The sequence below is a fragment of the Embleya sp. NPDC008237 genome (assembly GCF_042956465.1).
Lineage (GTDB): Bacteria > Actinomycetota > Actinomycetes > Streptomycetales > Streptomycetaceae > Embleya.
Genome location: NZ_JBIBGL010000030.1, coordinates 1 through 18,774 on the forward strand (window position 1 = coordinate 1; position 18,774 = coordinate 18,774).

15 protein-coding genes are annotated in these 18,774 nt (G+C 70.9%); 2 read left to right on the plus strand and 13 right to left on the minus strand.

Annotation, left to right across the window (positions count from 1 at the left end):
- Nucleotides 1-159: 159 nt before the first annotated feature.
- The 6 genes from ACFZBU_RS44605 to ACFZBU_RS44630 all read right to left on the minus strand — a co-directional run bounded on the left by ACFZBU_RS44605 (nucleotide 160) and on the right by ACFZBU_RS44630 (nucleotide 5,575).
- Nucleotides 160-1,305 carry an ABC transporter substrate-binding protein gene (locus ACFZBU_RS44605; protein ID WP_391589549.1) on the minus strand — a complete coding sequence of 382 codons (1,146 nt, stop codon included), beginning with the start codon at nucleotides 1,303-1,305 and terminating at the stop codon, nucleotides 160-162.
- Between the two features lie 84 nt (nucleotides 1,306-1,389).
- A complete protein-coding gene (locus ACFZBU_RS44610; RefSeq protein ID WP_391589550.1) occupies nucleotides 1,390-2,262 on the minus strand; it encodes an ABC transporter permease in 873 nt (290 codons plus the stop codon).
- Nucleotides 2,259-3,107, minus strand: coding sequence for an ABC transporter ATP-binding protein (locus tag ACFZBU_RS44615; protein ID WP_391589617.1), 849 nt, complete (start codon nucleotides 3,105-3,107; stop codon nucleotides 2,259-2,261). Before ACFZBU_RS44615 ends, ACFZBU_RS44610 begins: the two co-directional genes overlap by 4 nt.
- A gap of 428 nt (nucleotides 3,108-3,535) precedes the next feature.
- Nucleotides 3,536-4,231 (minus strand): hypothetical protein, encoded by a 696-nt coding sequence (locus ACFZBU_RS44620; protein WP_391589551.1) that lies wholly within the window; start codon nucleotides 4,229-4,231, stop codon nucleotides 3,536-3,538.
- 107 nt (nucleotides 4,232-4,338) lie between these two features.
- A complete protein-coding gene (locus ACFZBU_RS44625; protein ID WP_391589552.1) occupies nucleotides 4,339-4,923 on the minus strand; it encodes a hypothetical protein in 585 nt (194 codons plus the stop codon).
- Between the two features lie 211 nt (nucleotides 4,924-5,134).
- Nucleotides 5,135-5,575 carry a peptidoglycan-binding protein gene (locus ACFZBU_RS44630; RefSeq protein WP_391589553.1) on the minus strand — a complete coding sequence of 147 codons (441 nt, stop codon included), beginning with the start codon at nucleotides 5,573-5,575 and terminating at the stop codon, nucleotides 5,135-5,137.
- A 374-nt stretch (nucleotides 5,576-5,949) separates the two neighbouring features.
- Between ACFZBU_RS44630 and ACFZBU_RS44635 the strand changes: the two genes are divergently transcribed.
- Nucleotides 5,950-7,458 (plus strand): DUF4246 domain-containing protein, encoded by a 1,509-nt coding sequence (locus ACFZBU_RS44635; protein ID WP_391589554.1) that lies wholly within the window; start codon nucleotides 5,950-5,952, stop codon nucleotides 7,456-7,458.
- 51 nt (nucleotides 7,459-7,509) lie between these two features.
- On the opposite strand, the gene ACFZBU_RS44640 is transcribed toward ACFZBU_RS44635, so the two are convergent.
- Nucleotides 7,510-8,304: a hypothetical protein gene (locus ACFZBU_RS44640; RefSeq protein WP_391589555.1), complete on the minus strand. Its 795-nt coding sequence runs from the start codon at nucleotides 8,302-8,304 to the stop codon at nucleotides 7,510-7,512.
- A 518-nt stretch (nucleotides 8,305-8,822) separates the two neighbouring features.
- Here ACFZBU_RS44640 and ACFZBU_RS44645 point away from each other — a divergent pair.
- A complete protein-coding gene (locus ACFZBU_RS44645) occupies nucleotides 8,823-9,629 on the plus strand; it encodes a dienelactone hydrolase family protein (RefSeq protein ID WP_391589556.1) in 807 nt (268 codons plus the stop codon).
- Nucleotides 9,630-9,814: 185 nt separating this feature from the next.
- On the opposite strand, the gene rox is transcribed toward ACFZBU_RS44645, so the two are convergent.
- From rox to ACFZBU_RS44675, 6 genes are all read right to left on the minus strand, one after another.
- On the minus strand, nucleotides 9,815-11,257 hold the full coding sequence (gene rox / locus ACFZBU_RS44650) for a rifampin monooxygenase (RefSeq protein WP_391589618.1): 1,443 nt from the start codon (nucleotides 11,255-11,257) through the stop codon (nucleotides 9,815-9,817).
- Nucleotides 11,258-11,466: 209 nt separating this feature from the next.
- Nucleotides 11,467-12,255 carry an aminotransferase class IV family protein gene (locus tag ACFZBU_RS44655; protein ID WP_391589557.1) on the minus strand — a complete coding sequence of 263 codons (789 nt, stop codon included), beginning with the start codon at nucleotides 12,253-12,255 and terminating at the stop codon, nucleotides 11,467-11,469.
- A 144-nt stretch (nucleotides 12,256-12,399) separates the two neighbouring features.
- Nucleotides 12,400-14,739: a protein translocase subunit SecD gene (gene secD, locus ACFZBU_RS44660; RefSeq protein WP_391589558.1), complete on the minus strand. Its 2,340-nt coding sequence runs from the start codon at nucleotides 14,737-14,739 to the stop codon at nucleotides 12,400-12,402.
- Between the two features lie 53 nt (nucleotides 14,740-14,792).
- Nucleotides 14,793-15,293 (minus strand): hypothetical protein, encoded by a 501-nt coding sequence (locus ACFZBU_RS44665; RefSeq protein WP_391589559.1) that lies wholly within the window; start codon nucleotides 15,291-15,293, stop codon nucleotides 14,793-14,795.
- Between the two features lie 405 nt (nucleotides 15,294-15,698).
- Nucleotides 15,699-17,018, minus strand: coding sequence for a WS/DGAT domain-containing protein (locus ACFZBU_RS44670; RefSeq protein WP_391589560.1), 1,320 nt, complete (start codon nucleotides 17,016-17,018; stop codon nucleotides 15,699-15,701).
- Nucleotides 17,019-17,249: 231 nt separating this feature from the next.
- On the minus strand, nucleotides 17,250-18,737 hold the full coding sequence (locus ACFZBU_RS44675; RefSeq protein WP_391589561.1) for a pyridoxal-dependent decarboxylase: 1,488 nt from the start codon (nucleotides 18,735-18,737) through the stop codon (nucleotides 17,250-17,252).
- Nucleotides 18,738-18,774: the final 37 nt, after the last annotated feature.

The window sequence follows — 18,774 nt, forward strand, 5'->3', positions numbered from 1 at the left end:
GGGCGGGCGGGGTCGGGGGGGCGCGGGGCGGGCGGGGGGGCGCCGCGCGCGCCCCGCTCCGCGCCGGGCGCGGGGGGGGGGGGGGGCGGCGGGGGGGGGGGGGGGGCCCCCCCCCCCCCCGCGTCCGGTCCGGTGTCGCCCGCGTGAGGGGCGCCGCGCTCAGGGGCCGGTGTGGCCCACGGCTTCCGCGTAGAAGGACCGATCGACGAGTTTGTCCTCCGGCAGCGCGGGCGCCTCGACCACCTTGCCCTCGATGTACATCTTCTGCACCCGGTCGGTCGTGCCGCCGCGGATCTCCCAGTCGACCACCTGCGCGGGCACGGACTTGAGCAGTTCGGGCTTGCTGCCCAGCGTCGTCGCCAACTCCTGGACGAAGGCCGGGTCCTGCTTGTAGTCGCCCGCGAAGTACGTGTTCACGGTGCGGATCAGCGCGCGCAGGAACGCGACGCCGGCGTCCCGGTTCTTGGCCAGGAGGTTTTCCCCGTAGAGCATTCCGCCGAGCGGCTCGCCGACCGGTTGGCCGCCCAGGAAGGTGTACTCGGGCTTGCCCTCGAAGTCCTTCCAGATCGGGTCGAGCAGCCAGGCGGCGTCGATGCCACCGTTCTTGAACGCCTCGGGCACACCCGCGCCGTCCAACTGCTGGAAGGAGACCTCGGTGGGCTTGGTCTTGTGCTGGGCGAGCACGCTCTCGATCGGGTACATGATCACCGACGTCTTGCCCACCAGCGTGCCGAAGCGCGCGTTCTTGAGGTCGACCGCGTCCCCGGTCCGGCCGTTCTTGACCCGGGCCCAGACCCCGGTCTTGGACTCGGGAGCAACCGAGTAGTTGCCCGCGACCCACTTGATGTCGAAGCCCTGCTTGACCGCGTTGACCATGCCGGCCTCGGGCGCCGAGTACAGCACGTCCACCTGGCCCTTGGCCAGCAGGGTGATCGCATCGGTGGCCGGCATCTGCTTGAGCTCGACGTCCAGGCCCTCCTTCGCGAACTCGCCCTTGGCGATCGCGGTGCGCAGCGGTCCGAGATACTCGGCCGACAACGATCCCGCCGTCACGGTGATCTTCACCCTCTGCGCGAGCGGCTTCGCGGCGGGCGAACCCGCCGCGCAACGCGCGGGCTTGCGGGTCGGGGCCAGGTCGGCCGGATCGGTCCACGCGTGCTCACATCCCGCGACCGCCTCGATCGCACGCCTGGGCTGCGGGGTCTTGTCCCGGCCCGAACCGGAGTCGGCGGAGCCGCCGCACCCGGCGAGCAGCGTGGTGCACGCCAACAATGCGGTGGCCGTCAGGAATCCGCGTCTCGCCATGATGTGCCTTTCGGAGTCGGTGCGCCGAGGTGTGATCGGGCCCGGTCGCGCACGAGGCGGCCCGGCCAAGGTGGTGACGTCGCGTCAGGACTGCCCGGGACCGCGGTCGCGCGGTGCCCACGGGGTGCACACTCGACCCACGTAGCGGATCAGCTCGGAGAAGAGCACCCCGACGATCGCGACCACGATGATCCCGACGAACATCGCGCGGTTGTCGAAGAGTTGGCGCGAGTTGAAGATCACGTAGCCCAGGCCCTTGTTGTCGGGCGAGGCGATCCCCTCGGAGGCGATGATGACCAGGACCGCGACGCCCGCGGAGATCCGCAGGCCCACCATGACCTGCGGCAGCGACGCGGGCAGCAGCACGTGCCGGAACATCTGCCAGGGACCGGCGCCGAAGACCGCCCCGGCCTCGCGGTAGCCGTCGGGCACGGCGATGACCGCGGCCATCGTGGCGATCCAGACGAAGAAGAACACCGTCACCGCGACGAGCGCGATGTGCGGCGCCTCGCCGAGGCCGAACATGGTCATGAAGATCGGCAGGAGCGCGAGCTTGGGCACCACGTACAGGGCGTCCAGGGTGGGTTCGAGCGCGGCCCGGATCAGCGCGTTGGTGCCCATCAGGAGGCCGACGACGAACCCACCGAACGCGCCGATCGCGTAGCCGGGCAGGACCCGGGCCAGGGTCGCCCACACGTCCGGCCACAGCTTGCCGTCGGCGGCATCGGTCCAGCCGTCCGCGACAATGGTCGAGGGTGCGGGGTAGAGCCGGTCGTCGACCCACCCCTGGTTCGCCGCGAGTTGCCACCACAACAGGAGCAGCACGGGAACGGCCACGGCCAGGCCGATCTCCACGAGTCGGCGTCGCGTCCGCGCCCGGCCGGGGTCGCGCTCGGCGGCGCCCGGCTCACGGACCAGCACCCGGATCGGCGCGTTGTCCTTCACGGTGACCGTCACGACGCGACCTCCTCCTTGTCCTTCTTCCGTCTGTCGCCCTGCTCCGGGTCCTGCTCCGGGCCCGTTTCCCGCGCCCGATCCGTTTCCTGCTCCTGCGTGGACGCCTGCTCGACCTCGCCGCGCAGCAGTTCCCACAGTTCGGCCTGCATCGCGGCGAACTCCGGTGACCTGCGCACCTCTCCGGTGCGCGGGCGGGCGAACGGCGGTACCCGCTCGGCGATCAGTCGTCCCGGGCGGGCGGACATCACCAGCACGCGGTCGCCCAGGACCAGCGCCTCCTCCAGGCTGTGCGTCACGAACAGGACGGTGCGCCGGTCCGCCTGGCAGATCTCCAGGAGCTCGTCCTGCAGGATCGTTCGCAACTGCGCGTCCAGGGCCGCGAACGGTTCGTCCATGAGCAGGATCTCCGGCTCGACCGCGAGCGCGCGGGCGATCGATACGCGCTGCTGCATCCCGCCGGACAGGGCCGCGGGATAGCGGTCGGCGAAGTCGGCGAGGCCGAGTCGACCCAACCAGTCGCGCGCTCGTGCGTCCGCCTCCTTGCGCGGCACCCGGCGCAGGTCCAGGCCGAACCGGACGTTGGCCAGTACCGTCTTCCACGGGCTGATGCCGTAGTTCTGGAACACCATCGCGGCCGGGTGCGGGGTCGTCGCCGTCACCTCGACCCGGCCGGCCGTCGGCTTGACCAGGCCGGCCACGATCCGCAGGAACGTGGACTTGCCACACCCGGACGGGCCGACGATGCAGCAGAACTCTCCCGCGCCGACGTCCAGATCGAGGGGGCCGAGTGCGTGCACCCGGCTCGCGCCGCGACCGAACCGGCGTTCGATCCCCACGGCTCGGATCCCGCCGGCCTGCGCGGCCGGTTCGGGCAGCTCCTGGCTCACGTGTCTCACCCCTGAACTCCGTGCGATCCGTCGATCCGTGCGTCCAGTGCACGTATGCGTGCGCGTTCGAGCACACCCGGTGTCTCCACCGGAGTCGATCATTCCGTTCGACCGGCGTGACGATATGACGATGCGTCAGATTTCACAATCGATCGCATCGACAAGACGACATCGATCATGAACCGGCCCACCACGCACGGGCGTACGTCCCGGCCGTGTCGCGGGTGAGCCGGTGTCCGAAGGCGACGTCGCGTGCCGACGACGCGAGCGACGCGGCAGGTGACCCGGGTGCCGACGCACCGGGCACCCGGGGCGGACCAACGTGACGGGTATGGCGAACCATGCAGAGGTACGTACGCGATGCGCGACTTCGCGTCGTGTCGTGATCAAACCTCGTGCCGGTGACGCGGGAGGTAGGGGCCGAAGTGGTCGGCGACGATGTCCGCGATCGCGGCGGCATCGCGGGATCCGTCGACTTCGATCACGCGGATGCCGAGCCGGTGGGCGGTGCGGACGGCGTCCTCGGCGACGAGGCGATCCCGGGCGAGGCGGTTGGCCTGGGCTCGGACCGGATCGCTGACGCGGTGCCCGAGCGAGGCGGCTCGGGGAAGTTCGCGGAGCTGGTGTCGGCGGAACTCCGGCGTGGGCACCATCACGACCATCCGGCGCGGTGAGTCGACGAGCGGCGCGACGAGTTCGGGACGGAGCCCCCAGCCCTCGGCGATGATCGGGTGGCCCGAGACGAGTGCGCGCAGGTCGTCCAGGGCCCACTCGAACCGGTCCGGGAAGCCGGCCAGGGTTTCGGTGGCCATCTCCTCCGGGGTGGGATGGACCCACACCTTGTCCGGGTCGGTCTCGGCGGGAGGCTCGCCGCGGCGGACGCGACGGGCGATTCGGCGATCGTTGTGAGCGCGCGCGTCGTGGTGGTCGTAGTGATAGACGGTGACGCAGTGCCGGACGGCCAGGAGTCGGGCCACGGTCGATTTCCCGGCCCACTGGCCGCCGCCGATCCACAACGCCCGGCGCAAAGTCCCGAAGGGGTCCCGGACTTCGCCGTCCGCAGGGGGGTTGTGGCCGGTCACCTGCTGTCCTCCTGCCCCCAACGCCGTGCGCACGCCGCGTTCACGGCGCTTGATCCACCCCGAACGCGACGAGTCGGCCCGTCGGGGTGGTCGCGCCGGGCTTGCGGTCACTCCCAGACGGTGGTTTCGAACGTGATCGCCTTGCGGGTGGGCACGCTGGTGACGCGCAGGTAGGCGGTGTGGCCCTCGTCGGTCTGGAGGCATACGCGCATGCCCTGGGCCAGGGGGCCGCTCGTGTAGGTGCCGCGCTTGGTGATGGCCTGGTTGCAATCGTCCCGGGTCGGGTCGGGGCCTTGGGGCGGCGCGATCGCTACGACGTTGCCCGAGCGGGGCGGGCCGAGCGACAGGTCCGGGAGGTTGAACCCCACCGTCGCGTCGGTGCCCTTTCCCGACGGTTGGGGAGTCGGCGAAGGGCTGTCCAGGTCGATGTAGTCGGCGGCGTCGGTCAGCGTGATGCGTACCGGCCCGGCCAGCACCTTCGCGGGTCCGCTCGCAGCCGACGAGGCCGTGGGGTCGGACGCGGGTGCCGGGTTCCGGCCACCGGTGGAGGCGGGCGCCGAGGCAGCGGTGTTCGTCGACGGCGACTCGTCGTCGGAATCCGAGTTCGTGGCGAGCTGGATCGAGACCACGATCCCCACGACGGGGATCACGATCCCCACGACCCACCAGGCCCATTTCGGCTGATCGCTCACAACGCTCCCCCGCAGGTACATCGTTCAGGTCCGGGGCGAGACTACCAACGACCCCGGGCCGGCGAACCGGTCTCGGGTAACGTCGGCATTGCGATCGGCGAGGCTTGCGGGGAAGCCCTTCCCGTCCCTCGAGCGGCGACGGCCCGAGGATCGCACAGCCGTGACAGGCCCTGCGCCGGGCAGGGCGGACATGGCGGCGACCCGGGTTTCTTCAGTCGCCTTCGTTGTTGAAGTAGGGCACCTTGAGTTTCGTCCAGGACGCCAGGCCCGGAATGCCGTCCGCGTCCGAACCCCGGTAGCCGAGCTTGCGCTGCCACATCGCGTAGGACTCCCGGGCGGTCTTCGTCCACAGCGACGTCGGTCCCTCCGGAGGAAGCCAGGCCGAGCAGTCCTCTTGGACCAGGCGGATCCCCATCGACATGATGATCCGGTGGTCCTGCGTACTCGTGAAAAAGCCCGCACCGGGGAACGGTACGTAGCTCTCGCTCGGATTCGGTTCGGCGACGAGCAGGTCCAGCCCGATCGGGATGCGATCTCGATCGGCGATGTGGTTCCACTCGACGAGTCGTTCGACGGTGGTCCCGAACCTTGCGGCTATCGCGGAGAGTGTGTCGCCCTTGACAACTGTGTAATGCGTGGCGTGTGTCTTCATATTTCCACGCTAGATCAGGCGGATTCATCGTGCGCGGTGACGATTCATCCGGTTCGGGAGGCTCGGCCGGCGGGTGAGGGCGGATCGGCTGCGGATGTCGGATCGTGCCGCGGCCCGAGGGCGCGTCACGTTGCGCCGGGCCGTGCCGAACAGGCATTGGCGTCGGCGTGCGACGGGGCCGTGGCGCCCACGGGCCACGGCCCCTCGGCGGTCACCGCGATGGTTGCGGTGTCGCCGCTGTCGTCGGTCGACGGCGAGTGTTTTATGAAGCCCCGACTCCCGGACCGCCGGCGATGACAGGGGTCACGGCTGCGGTGTCGGTCTGTTGAAGTAGCCTTCCGGCCACCGCACACCGACTGGGAGGACCAAGCGAGTTGACCGGCCTGTCTGCTTTCCCGCTGCCCTTTCGAGCTTCCCGTTCCATATCGTTCGCGCCACTGCGAACGCTGCGGGAACTTCAGATGATGCAGTGCAGCGCACACATTCGGGCGAAGCCGGGGTGGTTCGACAAGATGAACGACGCCGACATCGTCGGTAGGTGGACGCAGGAGGCGCTCGCCCAGGGCCTCACCGAGGCGCAAGTTCGTTACGTGCTTGCCGAACTCGCGCACTACGCCGCGCTGCGGGAGGAACGAACCGGCGTCGAGGTGTCCGCCGTCGACGGGGTGTGGCAGTCGGACACACTGATCGACGACAAGCTCCGATCCCGGCTGCGCGAGGCGGTTCGGGTTCTCGAACAGGTCCCCGAAGCGGAACAGGACTGGCATCCCGGATCCGACAACCAGGTCCTGGATCTGGTCCATCCCTCACTGTTCTGCCTGGTGAGAGAGGTGAGCGGCGGACCCGAGCGGGCTTGGCGGAACCCGACGGACCGCTGGTCGAAGTACGAGGTCTCGGAGAAATTCCAGTGGCTACCCACGGACGTCGACGTCAGTGACGACGGCGATGTCGTCTTCCGCTCGTACGTCAACAACGTCCACCCCGAGGCCCATCGCGAACTGGCCTCCGTCCTGCCGGACTTGTTCGCGCGCATGCGCCCGCTGCTGGAGAACGTGCTCACCGATCTGCGCCATCCGCGGCCCCTGCGGATCGAGGCCGATCCCTACGGGTGGTACGACTCCGAGCCGGAGTATCCGTACAGAGCCTCCTACAGTGACGATGGGGCCTACACAGAAGCCCACCGGGCATGGGAAGCGGCCCATGAAGACTGGTGGGAAAACCGTCGTCCGGTCGTCCCGGACGCCCCGGCGTTCACCCCGCCCGAGTTGCCCGACGAATCCGCCCGAGTCGACCTGCGCGGCCGCCGTCTCCAGGTCATCGTCAAGCTCGCCACCATTCATCTCACCCCGGACAAGCCCGAGTACCCGGGCGGTTCCTGGCATGTCGAGGGGATGATGAACGAGCGGATCGTCTCGACCGGCATCTACTACTGGGACAGCGAGAACATCACCGAAAGCAGCCTGGGTTTCCGGGCGGCACTCGACGACCCGAACTACGAACAGAACGACGACGACGGCCTGCGTGAGGTCTACGGGCTGGAGGACGAAGACGCACTGAATCAGATGCTGGGATCGACATCGACCCCGGCGGGTCGCTGCCTGGCGTTCCCGAACATCCTGCAACACCGCGTGGGCCCGTTCCGCCTCATGGACCCCACCCGCCCGGGGCATCGCAAAATTCTCGCGTTCTTCCTGGTCGACCCGTCGGAAACGATCGTCTCGACATCCGATGTGCCACCGCAACAACCATGGTCCGACACCTCGACCATGACGCTTGAACAGGCCAGGAACCACCGCGAACAACTCATGCGGGAACGCAAGTTCTTCGTCGACGAACACAACGAGCAGGTGTACGAACGAGAATTCTCCCTCTGCGAGCACTGAACCTTATCCATCCGGAAAGGTGCAGGCAGCCCTCCTCGTCAGGAGTGGGGTTCAACCGCGCTGCGCCGCCGTGACCTTGTCGGTTTGTGCCTTGAAGACGGCCGGTGGGACCTCCTTTTCGGCGTTCTGCGAGGCACCCTGCACGATGACGGAGCCGGCGCGCGTCGTGGTCATGGCGGCGCTGAGGCCGATGTCGGAAGAGACCTTGAAGGCGAGGCTTTCGTCGCCGAAGTTCGGGGTCGGCAGCGGCGTCACGTGGTAGGTCAGCGTGCTATAGCGGAAGGTGCCGCACGAGGGGAGAGCCGCCTTCGCGTCCTTCAACAGCTTCTCGGCCACGCCCGGTTGATACGAGGCGAGGGAGAACGCGTACTGCGACTCCGCCGCGCCCGGCGGGGTCAGCTCGCCGCTGATGTGTGCGACGGAGGGACCGGTCACGCCGCCTCCGCCCATCAGGTCCATGACGGGTTGGCAGGCCGGCTTGTCGACCGTCGACGCGTCCGGATCCTCGGTTTCCGGCGTCGTCACCCGCCAGCCGGTCGACGGGAGATCGGCGGCGACCACGAATGCGGCCTTGAGCTGCGCCGCGCTGAGCGTCTTGGCTGCCGACCCCTTGCCATCCGACGGTCGGGACGTGCCGCTGCCGGACGGCGCGGGGGCACCCGACCCGGATGTCTGCGGGGATCCGGACGCACTGGTCGAGGATCCGGTCGTGGCACCGTTCGTCGGCGAACCGGTCGTGCCGTCCGCGTTGTTGCCGGAGCTGCCGGAGTCGTCGGAACAAGCGACGGCGAACAGCAGCAGCGGGGCCACCGCCACCATGGTCAATCGTGTACGTGTGGAGCGCATGAGTTTTCGTCTCTCCGTGAGCGGCGTACCGGGACCAGGCATGCCAGACGATACGTGTGTCGCAGTGACGTGTCGGGGGAGTGGCGCTTCGACCTGCGGTGGAGCACCGATGCGGGTGTGCGGGTGCGCGGATGCCCTTTCGCTCGATGGGTATCGGTGAGCTCCGGGCGAGGAGATTGTCCTACGCGTGCATGCGCATGCGCGCACCCTCGCGCAATCGGGACAGGCGGAACCGGTGGGAACGCATCGCGTGTCCACGCGCCTTCCGGGCGGCGACAGCGCAGTGGACCGGGGAGGGCCGGCATCGATCGGGTTCGATGGGCTACGTTGGGCGGCGATGACTACCGGGACGGCATTGCGCCACACACGGATTGGTGACCCGGCGCTCCGCTGAGCGCCGTACGGGCCGGTGCCGGCCCGTTGTCGGATCGAAGGTCCGCCGCTGCCGCGCGGGCTCCGCCTCCTGTCGTGTCGATCGTTGATCACAGCTCGACACGTCAACCACGACAGGAGAACTCATGCCCACCAAGACGTTGCACATTCCCACCGCGGACGGCCGGGCCGACGCGTTCGCCGCCTTCCCCGACGGTGGCGAGCGGTACCCAGGGGTGCTGATGTACGCGGACGGCTTCGGCATCCGGCCCGTGCTGCGGGAGCTGGCACACGAACTGGCCGAGCACGGGTACTACGTGCTCGTCCCCAACCTCTTCTACCGGCACGGCCCGGCACCGGTGATCGAACTGCCCGAGTACATCGGAGAAGAGGTGCGGTCCGCGGTCTTCGGCCGGCTGATGCCCTTGATCGAGGCGCACACCGCCGAGCGTGTCCTGAGCGACGCCGACGCCTACCTCGGGTTCCTCACCACCCGGCCCGAGGTAGGCGCCGGACCGGTTGCGGTGACCGGCTACTGCATAGGCGGTCTCCTGGCGATGCGCACCGCTGCGGCCCACCCCGGCCGGGTGGCCGCCGTCGCCGCGTTCCACGGCCCCGTGGGTGTCGACGGGCCCGACCTCTTCGCCAAGCTCACCGCCCGGGTCCACCTCGGCCACGCCGAAGGCGACATGACGCCCGAGGCCCTCGGCGAGCTCAACCAGGCCCTGGACGCCGCGGGGGTCGACTACACCTCCGAGATCTACCCCGACACCGTCCACGGCTTCACCATGTCCGACACCGATGCCTTCAACCCCTCCGCAATGCAACGTCATTGGGACCGGCTGCTCCCCCTCCTCGACCGCACCCCGGCCGACACCCGCGGCTTCGGCCCGAGCACCGACCCTGACCTACCCGGCTCCGGGGCCGGGGGGAATGATCGCCGTTTCGGGTAATCGAAAAGGCATGTGACCGTTCGCACTTCGGTGCCTGTGCCACCGTCCCGTAATCCAGGTCGGTGACACGGGCACCGGGTGCGGATGGCGGTAGGCGGATGCAGAGGTGTGTGCGGCTTGCCGAGGAGGAGGTGTGCGGGCCTCGCCTGCGAGTCGCCTCACCGGCCGTCCGGCCACCCGCCTGTTCAGCCGGTCGCGGCGCCGAACCACGCGGACAGCCGGTTTTCCAGTTCCGACCGGTCCTCACCCACCCACACCACGTGGCCGTCCGGCCGCAACAGCACCGCGGGTGCGTCCGGTTCCTCGCCGGGATCGGCGACGTGGTCGACGCGGTCCGCCCAACCCGTCACCGAAAGCCGGCCGGTCCGGTCGAGCAGCAGGCCGCGGCCGCCGTGCATCCGCTCGTACAGACGCCCCTCCTTCAGCGGCACGTCCCGCATCCGGCGACCGAGCAGTTCATGGCCCTGGTCCTCGCCGAAGTCGTAGCGGATCCCGACCGCGGAGATGATCTCGGTGATGTACCGGTTCACCTCCTCGAAGTCCATCAGCTTCGAGAACAGCTGCCGCAGCGCGGTCGCTCCCGGGTCGGTCCCCAACAGGGTGATCTGCGCCCGGGTGTTCTCCAACACGGCCGCGCCCACCGGGTGGCGTTCGGCGTGATAGCTGTCCAGCAACCCTTCCGGTGCCCAACCGTTGACCGCTGCGCCCAACTTCCAGCCCAGGTTGAACGCGTCCTGCACGCCGAGATTGAGCCCCTGCCCACCCGTCGGCGGGTGGATGTGCGCCGCGTCGCCGGCCAGCAGCACCCGGCCGACCCGGTAGCGCTCGGCCTGCCGGGTGGCGTCGCCGAACCGGGACAACCAGCGCGGCGAGTGCGCGCCGAAATCGGTGCCCGCCACGGCCCGCAACTGCCGCTTGAACTCCTCGAGGGTCGGCGGGGTCGCACGGTCCTCGGCCACACCGTCGGCGGGAACGACGATGCGGTACAGCCCCTTGTTCTCGTCCTGGAGGGGCAGTAGGCCGAACCGCAGTTGGGTCTTGCGGACTTCGGCGACGACGGCGGTGATCGTCGCCGGATCCTCGGTCACCTCCATGACGCCCAGCATCGTCTCGACCCGGGCGGGCTCGCCGGGGAAGCCGACGCCGATCCCCTTGCGCACCGCACTGCGGGCGCCGTCGCACCCGACGAGGTAGCGCGAGCGCAGGTGCGTACCGTCCGCCAACTCGACGCTCACCCCGTCGTCGTCCTGGCTCAGCCCGACCACTTCGCAGCCGCGTCGGATCTCGGCACCGAGTTCGCGGGCCCGTTCGTCGAGCAGGCGCTCGGTCAGCGGCTGCGGCGTGGCGAGGCCGTACGGGTGCGCGGTGTCCAACCGCTCCGGCCACGGCTTCATGATGCCGCCGAAGAGACCACCGGCCTGGAACTTCTCGCTCACCGCGAGGAACCGGTCCAGCAGGCCGCGCTGGTCCATCATCTCGACGCTGCGCGTGTGCAGGCCCTGCCCGCGGGATTCTTCGGTCGGCTCGGTCAACTTCTCCAGCACGACCACCCGGACTCCGGCCAGCCGCAACTCGCCGGCCAGCATCAAGCCGGTCGGTCCGCCGCCCACCACGATCACGTCGATCATCAAAACGCTCATTTCCGCAGGTTGTCGAGCTGAGGTCGATCATTCTGCGGCTCGCCGGGGGTCTTGCCGCAAGCCCCCCGGTGCGCTATAAGTTGAGAGTGGCAAGGAGTGGGTACGCTCCTTGCCTTTCGTTTTGCCCGGGCGCACCGGGCGTACCGGGTGGCCGACCACGCCCGGACCGCGGCGACGGCCACCGCACACGATGCGTGTCAGATCGGGTCCCACGCGACCGACTCGTACACTCGGCCGAGCGTCGCCGTCAACGCGGTGTCGATCGGGATCGGTACGTCGTCGATCGACCGGACCGGCGCGATCCCGCGCGAGTTCGTCACGAACGCGGCCCGGAACGAGCCCACGTCGGACAGGTGGACCGGGCCGCGTCGGGAGGGCAAGGGCCCTGCGGAGAGCGCCCGTTCGAGCAGACGCATGGTGATGCCTTCCAGGACGGGCGCGTTCGGCCAGAGCAGCGAAGTGCCGTCGAAGAAGACGATGTTGGTGATCGCGCCCTCCGCGACGAGTCCGTCCGGGCCGGTGAGAAGCGCCTCGTCGAAGCCCTCGCGGGCGACCAGTCGGCGGTAGTGCGCCTGTCCGAAGTCCCCGACGCGCTTGATGTGCGCGACGGAACGCAGATACGGGACGGACCGCAACGCCTGTGGCGTGGGCGGCATGTCGCCGGGCGGTCGCAGGGTGACCAGGACCGCGACCGCCCCGGCCTCGTCCGCGGCGAATACATGGACCCGCACCGACGCGTCGAGAACGTCGTCGGCCAGCGCGTGCCGGATGTACCGCCGGATCAGCTCCCCGTCCAGGGCGCTGCCGAACAACTCCCGGTTGGCCGCGTCGAGCCGATCGAGGTGGTCGGCGAGGCCGCGCACCCGGCCGCCGCGCACCTGCATCGCGGTGAAATGGCCGTAGCCGCCCACGGCGACGGCGTGCAGCCGGTCCACCGTGGTGGACCGGCCGTCGATCTCGACCCGTGACATTGCCGAAGCACTCATGCCGCCGACAATAACCGCCCCGTACGGGGGCCTTGCCCCCGACGGTGCGGCCGGCCGGCGTCCCGCCGTCCACACCGGTGCGAACGAGTCCGGCGCGGACGCCGGAATGTTCGGGCCCGGGGTTGGAGCGGTGGGTGGTTGGGGTCAGACGCGTGCGCCGTTGTCGCGGGGCGCGTGTCCGGGTCGGCGGGCGCGGTGGCCGGTGCGGTCGGCCGGGTTTCGGGCCGGGGCCGCGCGTGGTGGCGCGGGTGTCGCGCGTGATTCCAGCGCGACCGCCAGCGGGGCGGCGACGCTCACCGTGGAGGCGGTGCCGGCCACGACGCCGATCAGCAACGCCAGGGCGAAGTCGGCCAGTGCGTCCCCGCCCGACACCGCCAGCGCGATCAGGACGAACAACGCGCCGGAGCCGGTGTTGACGGTACGCGGCAGGGTCTGGAACACCGCCGTGTCGGTGATCCGGGCAAGCGAGCGCTTGCCCCGCGCGGGCCCCGGCGCCCGGCGCAGTTCGCGGATCCGGTCGAAGACGACGACGGAGTCGTTGACCGAGTAGCCGATCACGGTGAGCAGCGCGGCCAGGAACACCGCGTCCACCGTGCGCCCCAACCAGGCGAAGGCGCCCACCAGGATCAGCACGTCGTGCGCCATCGAAACGACGGCGGCCACCCCGAAGGTCCATCGAAACCGCACCGCGAGGTACGCCATCTGGGCGGCGAGCGCGACCCCGAGGGCGACCATGGCCTTGAAGCGCAGTTCCTCCCCCAGGCTCGGTCCGATGAACTCGTCGCGCACCTTCTCCGCTCCGCCGCCGAGTTCGGCGATCGTCGCGGTGATCCGCGCCTCCTCGGCCTCGGTCGGCTTTTCCGTGCGTACGGTGAGCTCGCGATCGCCCGAAGTCTGCACGACGGCCTTGGGGAATCCGGCGTCGCCGAGTGCCGACCGGGCCCGGTCCGGATCGACCGACCGGGTGGTCGAGTACTCCACGAGCCGTCCTCCGGTGAACTCCACGCCGAAGTCGAGGCCGCGTACCGCCACACCGGACACCGCCAGGCCCAGCGCGAGCACGCCGGAGACGGCGAGCATGCGCCGGCGATGCCGCATCAGGTTCGGATCGCGTCGGGCCAGCCACTCGCGTACCGGGCCCGGGTGCGCGATGCCGCTGATCCGGAGCCGGCGCCGCACCACCGCACGGCTCACGGCGAACTCGGCCAGGACCCGGGTGACCACCAGCGCGCTGATCATCGACGCGAGCACGCCGATGCCCAGTGTCACCCCGAAGCCGCGTACCGGGCCGGTGGCCAGGAAGAACAGCAGGCCGGCGGCGATCAGGGTGGTGACGTTGGAGTCGGCGACGGCACCGAACGCGTTGCGAAAGCCTCGGGTCAGCGACGGACGCAGGGCCGGTGCGGTCCGCGCGAGGTACTCCTCGCGGGCTCGTTCGAACACCAGCACGTTGGCGTCGACCGCCATGCCGACGGCCAGCACGAATCCGGCGAGTCCGGGCAGGGTGAGGGTGGCGCCCACCCCGACCAGGGCGGCGTACGCGATCACCGTGTAGCCGGCCAGGGCCACGGCGGCGAGCACGCCGAGCAGCCGGTACACACACGCGATGAACAGCGCGGTCGCCGCCGCGCCGACGATCGCGGCCCAGGTGCCGGCTTCGATGGCCGCTTTGCCCAGTGTGGGTCCCACGGTGCGGTGTTCGACCGTCTCGACCGGTACCGGCAGTGCGCCGCCGTTGATCAGCAGCGCCAACTCGCGGGCCTCGCGCTTGTCGAAGTCGCCGGTGATGCGGGTGGACCCGCCGAGGATGCCGGTGTCGCAGCGTACCGACGAGTCGACCTGGGGCGAGGAGACGACCTTGCCGTCCAGGGCGATCGCCACGCGTCGCTCGGGTGTTCCCGCCGGCGCGCACGCGGCCTTCCCGGTGAGTTCGGCCCAGGCCCGTTCGCCCCGCCCGCGCAGGTCGAGCGTGACGTGCCAGCCGCCGCCGGCCGGATCCAGCAGCGCCTCGGCCTTGTCGACGTCGGCTCCGGTCATCCGGGTGGCGTCCAGCCTCAGCATCCGGCCGGACTCGTCCGGCAGTACCTGTCGTCCCTCGGTGTCGGGTGGGGTGGCGGCACCGCCCGGGTCGGCGACGTCGAGAACGGGATGGAAGGTGAGCTGTGCGGTACGGCCGAGTACCTCGGCGGCCCGGCGCGGCTCCTGCACGCCGGGTAGTTCGACGATGATCCGTCGGTCTCCCGAGCGGACCAGGGAGGGTTCGGAGACGCCGAGCGCGTCGACTCGACGCCGCAGCACCTCCAGGGCTCGATCGGTGGCGTCGCGGTCTGCTTTCGCGGTGGGGGAGTCCCGGGTCTCCAGGACGATCTGGGTGCCGCCGCGCAGGTCGAGGCCGAGGCGCGGCGGCACGGTCGCGGCGATGTAGGTGGACATGACGAGGACGGCGAGGGCGAACAACGCCCGCACCTTGGAGGTACGTGACAAGGATGGTCTCCACGGATGCACCGCGGCCGGCGGCCGGCGCGCGGCGATCGGACTCAGGGACGCTCTGGAGCCCGGGGAGACGGTGGCGCGCGACCCGGCGGAAGCGCGAAACGACGGAGCGAGGGATCGACGCCGACGGCGAGCGCGAAGGCTCGATGTCCCGCGGGTGGCGGGAGCGCCGAGTCCCGCCCCGCGAGCGCCGCGTCGAGGGAGTGGTGGAGGTGGTGCCGCTCGTCGGGGGTCTCGCGAACGGCCGACGGTCCCGGCGGGCCGCGTCGCGCGTCGCGGGTCGCCTCGTCGGCGACGTCGCGCACGTGCCCCGGGTCGGCGGCGGTGTGCGCGGAGATCGAGGCGCGGTCGGGATCGGGTACGACGTCCGCGCGCGCGGACGCGGGGGAAGCCACCACGCCGAGCAGCGCGAGGGCGATCGCGAGCAACACCCCGAGCCACCCACCGCGCCGGATGCCCCGGCGAGCGGGGGCCGGTGAGCCGCGGCCGCGCCTGTGGGCGGAGCCGCCGAGGGGACGACGCACGGCGACGTGTCGCCGGATCATCGCACCCTCCTCGGTCCGCGCCGTTTCCACGCCGATGTGGACACGATCCGGTTCACGATCCCAACGCCCGGCCGCCCGTCCCGAGTTCCCACCCTCGTTGTTTCGCACCGGGTGCGGGCGACGGGGCGCCCTGGTGGGACCACCGCTTCGACGTCCGCCCGGACTCCCGCCGGGTGCCGCGTCACGCACCGCTACGCGAACCGCATCCCCGAACACCTCGACGCCGTCCGCCACACCGGCGAACTGCGCGGCCGCCGGCGCTTCGAACGCATCCTCGGTGCCCGGTGGCGCCGCGTCGTCACCACCGACGTCGACGCCGTCCTCGCCCGAGTGACACCGGGAATCGGACAATGCGGGCGTCGCCTCGACCACGACGACAACACCCTCGGCCGGACCGGGGCGGCGTCACGGCGTCGTGGTGCGCATCGCGCGGGCCGGCTTCGGGTCGGCGGTCGCTTCGGGCGTGATCGCGGGAGCGGCGTCGGGGCGGCGGGGGGTGAGGGCGGCTTCGAGCGCGTCGAGCTCGGCGAGCCAGCGGACGGGGAGTTCGTCGACGTCGGGCAGGCTCGGGTCGGCGATCACGGCCAGGTGCGCGGTTCCGGCGTATTCGGCCAGGCAGACGGACAGGTGGTGGCCCGCGGGCAGGAACATCAGCGGCAACAGGGTGTGGATGTGGTGGCCGTGGAGTTCGAGGGGCCGCGCGGGGCCGGGGACATGGGTGGCCACCAGGGTGGTGCGTCGCGGGTGCAGGGCCCGGGCCAGGACCCGACCGTGCCAGCGGGTGGGCAGGGTCTCGAACAGGGCGTCCGCGTCCGGGTCCAGGCGGCCGGTTCGGATGTTCGCGGTGGCCAGGTGAGTGGCGGCCAGTCGCTCGACGGCGGTGGGAAGCAGGCAGGGCAGGACGACGGGGACGCCGCGGTGGAAGTTGCCCACCGCGTCGCTCGTGTCGCGGCGCCGGGCGTCGAGGGGCACCATCGCCCGTACGGTGCCGCCGGCGTCGTCGGGCAGCCAGGGCCGCAGGGCGCCGGCCAGGGCGGCCAGGTAGACGTCGTTGAGGCTGGTGCGGCCCGCGCGCGCGATGGCTTTCAGTCGAGGCAACGGGGTGTGGGCCCAGCGCCGACGCGGTGGGCCGGTCGGTGCCTGGACCCGTGCGGGGCCGAGGGTGATCGAGCGCGCCGGCAGCGCGAGGTCGGCGGCCGCGCCCAGCAGGGCCCGCACTCGGCCGGGCGTCCAGGCGGGCGACGACCCGGAACGTGTGCGGCGGCGGGGGAGGCCGGCTTCCCCCAGCGCGGCGAGCATGATCCCGATCAGGGACATGCCGTCCAGGAGGCCGTGGTGAGCGCGGAGGAGCAGGGCGAACTCGTCGTCGCGGTGGCCGTGGAGCAGGGTCACGCCCCAGGTGACGTCCGTGAGCGGTCGGGCGCACACGCGCTCGATCGCCGCGTGCAGCGCGACGTCGCCGCCGTCGGTGGGCAGCACCACCTCGTCGAAGTGGTCGGCGGGCTCGGCCGGGCCGCGCGCGTTCGCGCCGGGCGGGCGGGCCCGGTCGCCCAGCGGCGGATGGGCGGCGCGGGCCAGGTCGATCAGCGCGTGCAGTTCGAGGGTCGAGGGCGTGGGGCCGGCGACCACGGCCACCCCGCCGATCTCCATGCTGGAATGAGGGTGTGCCGCCGCGTAGTCGAACCAGCGTTCGCCTGCCGCAGCCCCCTTGTCAGGTCCGGACACGATGTTCTCCGTGGGATGTCGTCCGTGTGCCGATGGTGTGGGTCCGTGGGTGTGTGTGCCCGGTGCGCGTGAGGCCTTCGGACTCCGCATCGACCACGTTCCGGTACGGCCGGATCCCGCTCCGGTCACGCCCACGGTCCGTGTCGTCCTCCGGGAGCGCGACCGCTCGTGCGGTGCCCCGGGCGGGCGGCGCGGCCTTCCGGTGGCGGCGGCGGGCCGACGCGTTCGTGGTCATCGGGTGCCCACCGAGGTCGTCGTCATCGAAGTCGGCGCTTCGGGCGAGCCGAGGCGTTCGTCGGGGATCGCGGCGGCGACCTCGCGCACCAAGGCCCAGGCGTCGCGTACCGAGGTCTGCGAGGCCAGGCGTGAGCCCAGGGCCGCGCGCAGGACGTAGCGGCCGTCGACGGTGGTGGGAGTGACCAGGATTCGCCGGGTGGCGTCCAGGTCCGTGCGCAGGCGTTCGGTGCGCGCGTTGTCGCCTTCGAGGCGGAAGCACACCAGTCCGAGTGTGTGCGAGACGAGTTCGAAGCCGGGGCTGTCGCGGACCAGGTCGGCGAACAAAGCGGCGAGGGAGAGCTGTTCGCGGATGTGCGCGCGCAGGCCCTCGATGCCGTGGGTGCGCAGGACGAACCACAGTTTCAGGGCCCGGAAGGGGTGCATGAGCGGCACCTGCCAGTCCCGGAAGTCGGTGACGTGGCCCGAGTCGCTGGCCCGATTGCGCAGGAAGTCCGGGCGGATGTCCATGGCCGCGGTGAGGCTGCGTCGATCGGCCACCCACATGGCGTCGCAGGGCGGTCCGGTCAGCAACCACTTGTGGCAGTTCACGGCGTAGGAGTCGGCGTGTTCGACGCCGTCGTTGATCCAGCGGTTCTCCGGGCAGATGGCGGCCGATCCGGCGTAGGCGGCGTCCACGTGCAGCCACGCCCCGAATTCCCGGCACACCGCGGCCACGGCGGCGACCGGGTCGACGGCGCAGGTGCCCGTGGTGCCGACGGAGGCGACCACGATCGCGGGAACGACGCCGGCGGCGCGGTCGGCCGTCAGTCGCTCGCGCAGGGCGTGCGGGTCCATCTCGCAGGTGCCCGTCGTGGTGGGGATCAGGGCCGGTTCCCCCAGGCCCGCGATACGTGCGGCCTTCGGGACGCAGGAGTTGGCCTGGTCGGTGCAGTACAGGCGATACCGCCCCTCGGTGCCGTGCTCGCGCCACCGCCCGCCCGAGGCCCGGTACAGGGCGGCGACCACGGCCACCAGGACCGCCGAGGACGCGGAGTCCTGCAGGACCCCGCCGCCGTCCCCACCGCTGAGGAACCGCTCCGGCAGGCCCAGCGCGCGGGCGAGATGGTCCAGGACCGCCTCTTCGAGTTCGGTGGCGGCCGGACCCGTGGACCACATCATGTGCTGGACCGCCAGACCGGACGCCAGGAGCTCGCCGACCACCGACGCGGGGCTGGTCTGGGTGGGGTAGTAGCCCAGGAACGACGGGTGTTGCCAGTGCACGAGCCCGGGCATCACCACACGCCGCACATCGGCCAGCACGTCCCGGATCGGCTCGCCGTGCACGGGCACCGAATCCGGCAGCATCGCGCGCACCTCCCCCGGCCGCAGGTCCGGCGTCACCGGCAGGCGTTCCTCGCGCAGGTCCTCCCAATAGTTTTCGAGGATCTCCGCGACCACGCCGATCGCGCCGCGAAACGAATCATCCATGGGAATTCGTGACATGCCGGGTAACGTACCGCACAAACCTATCGAAACGGCC

What these genes read in the sequence shown, in the direction of transcription:
- ACFZBU_RS44605 (WP_391589549.1), bottom strand. Translation starts at nt 1,305, where the DNA reads ATGGCGAGACGCGGATTCCTGACGGCCACCGCATTGTTGGCGTGCACC.
- ACFZBU_RS44630 (WP_391589553.1), bottom strand. Translation starts at nt 5,575, where the DNA reads ATGAAGACACACGCCACGCATTACACAGTTGTCAAGGGCGACACACTC.
- ACFZBU_RS44640 (WP_391589555.1), bottom strand. Translation starts at nt 8,304, where the DNA reads ATGCGCTCCACACGTACACGATTGACCATGGTGGCGGTGGCCCCGCTG.
- ACFZBU_RS44645 (WP_391589556.1), top strand. Translation starts at nt 8,823, where the DNA reads ATGCCCACCAAGACGTTGCACATTCCCACCGCGGACGGCCGGGCCGAC.
- rox (WP_391589618.1), bottom strand. Translation starts at nt 11,257, where the DNA reads ATGATCGACGTGATCGTGGTGGGCGGCGGACCGACCGGCTTGATGCTG.
- ACFZBU_RS44655 (WP_391589557.1), bottom strand. Translation starts at nt 12,255, where the DNA reads ATGAGTGCTTCGGCAATGTCACGGGTCGAGATCGACGGCCGGTCCACC.
- ACFZBU_RS44665 (WP_391589559.1), bottom strand. Translation starts at nt 15,293, where the DNA reads ATGATCCGGCGACACGTCGCCGTGCGTCGTCCCCTCGGCGGCTCCGCC.
- ACFZBU_RS44675 (WP_391589561.1), bottom strand. Translation starts at nt 18,737, where the DNA reads ATGTCACGAATTCCCATGGATGATTCGTTTCGCGGCGCGATCGGCGTG.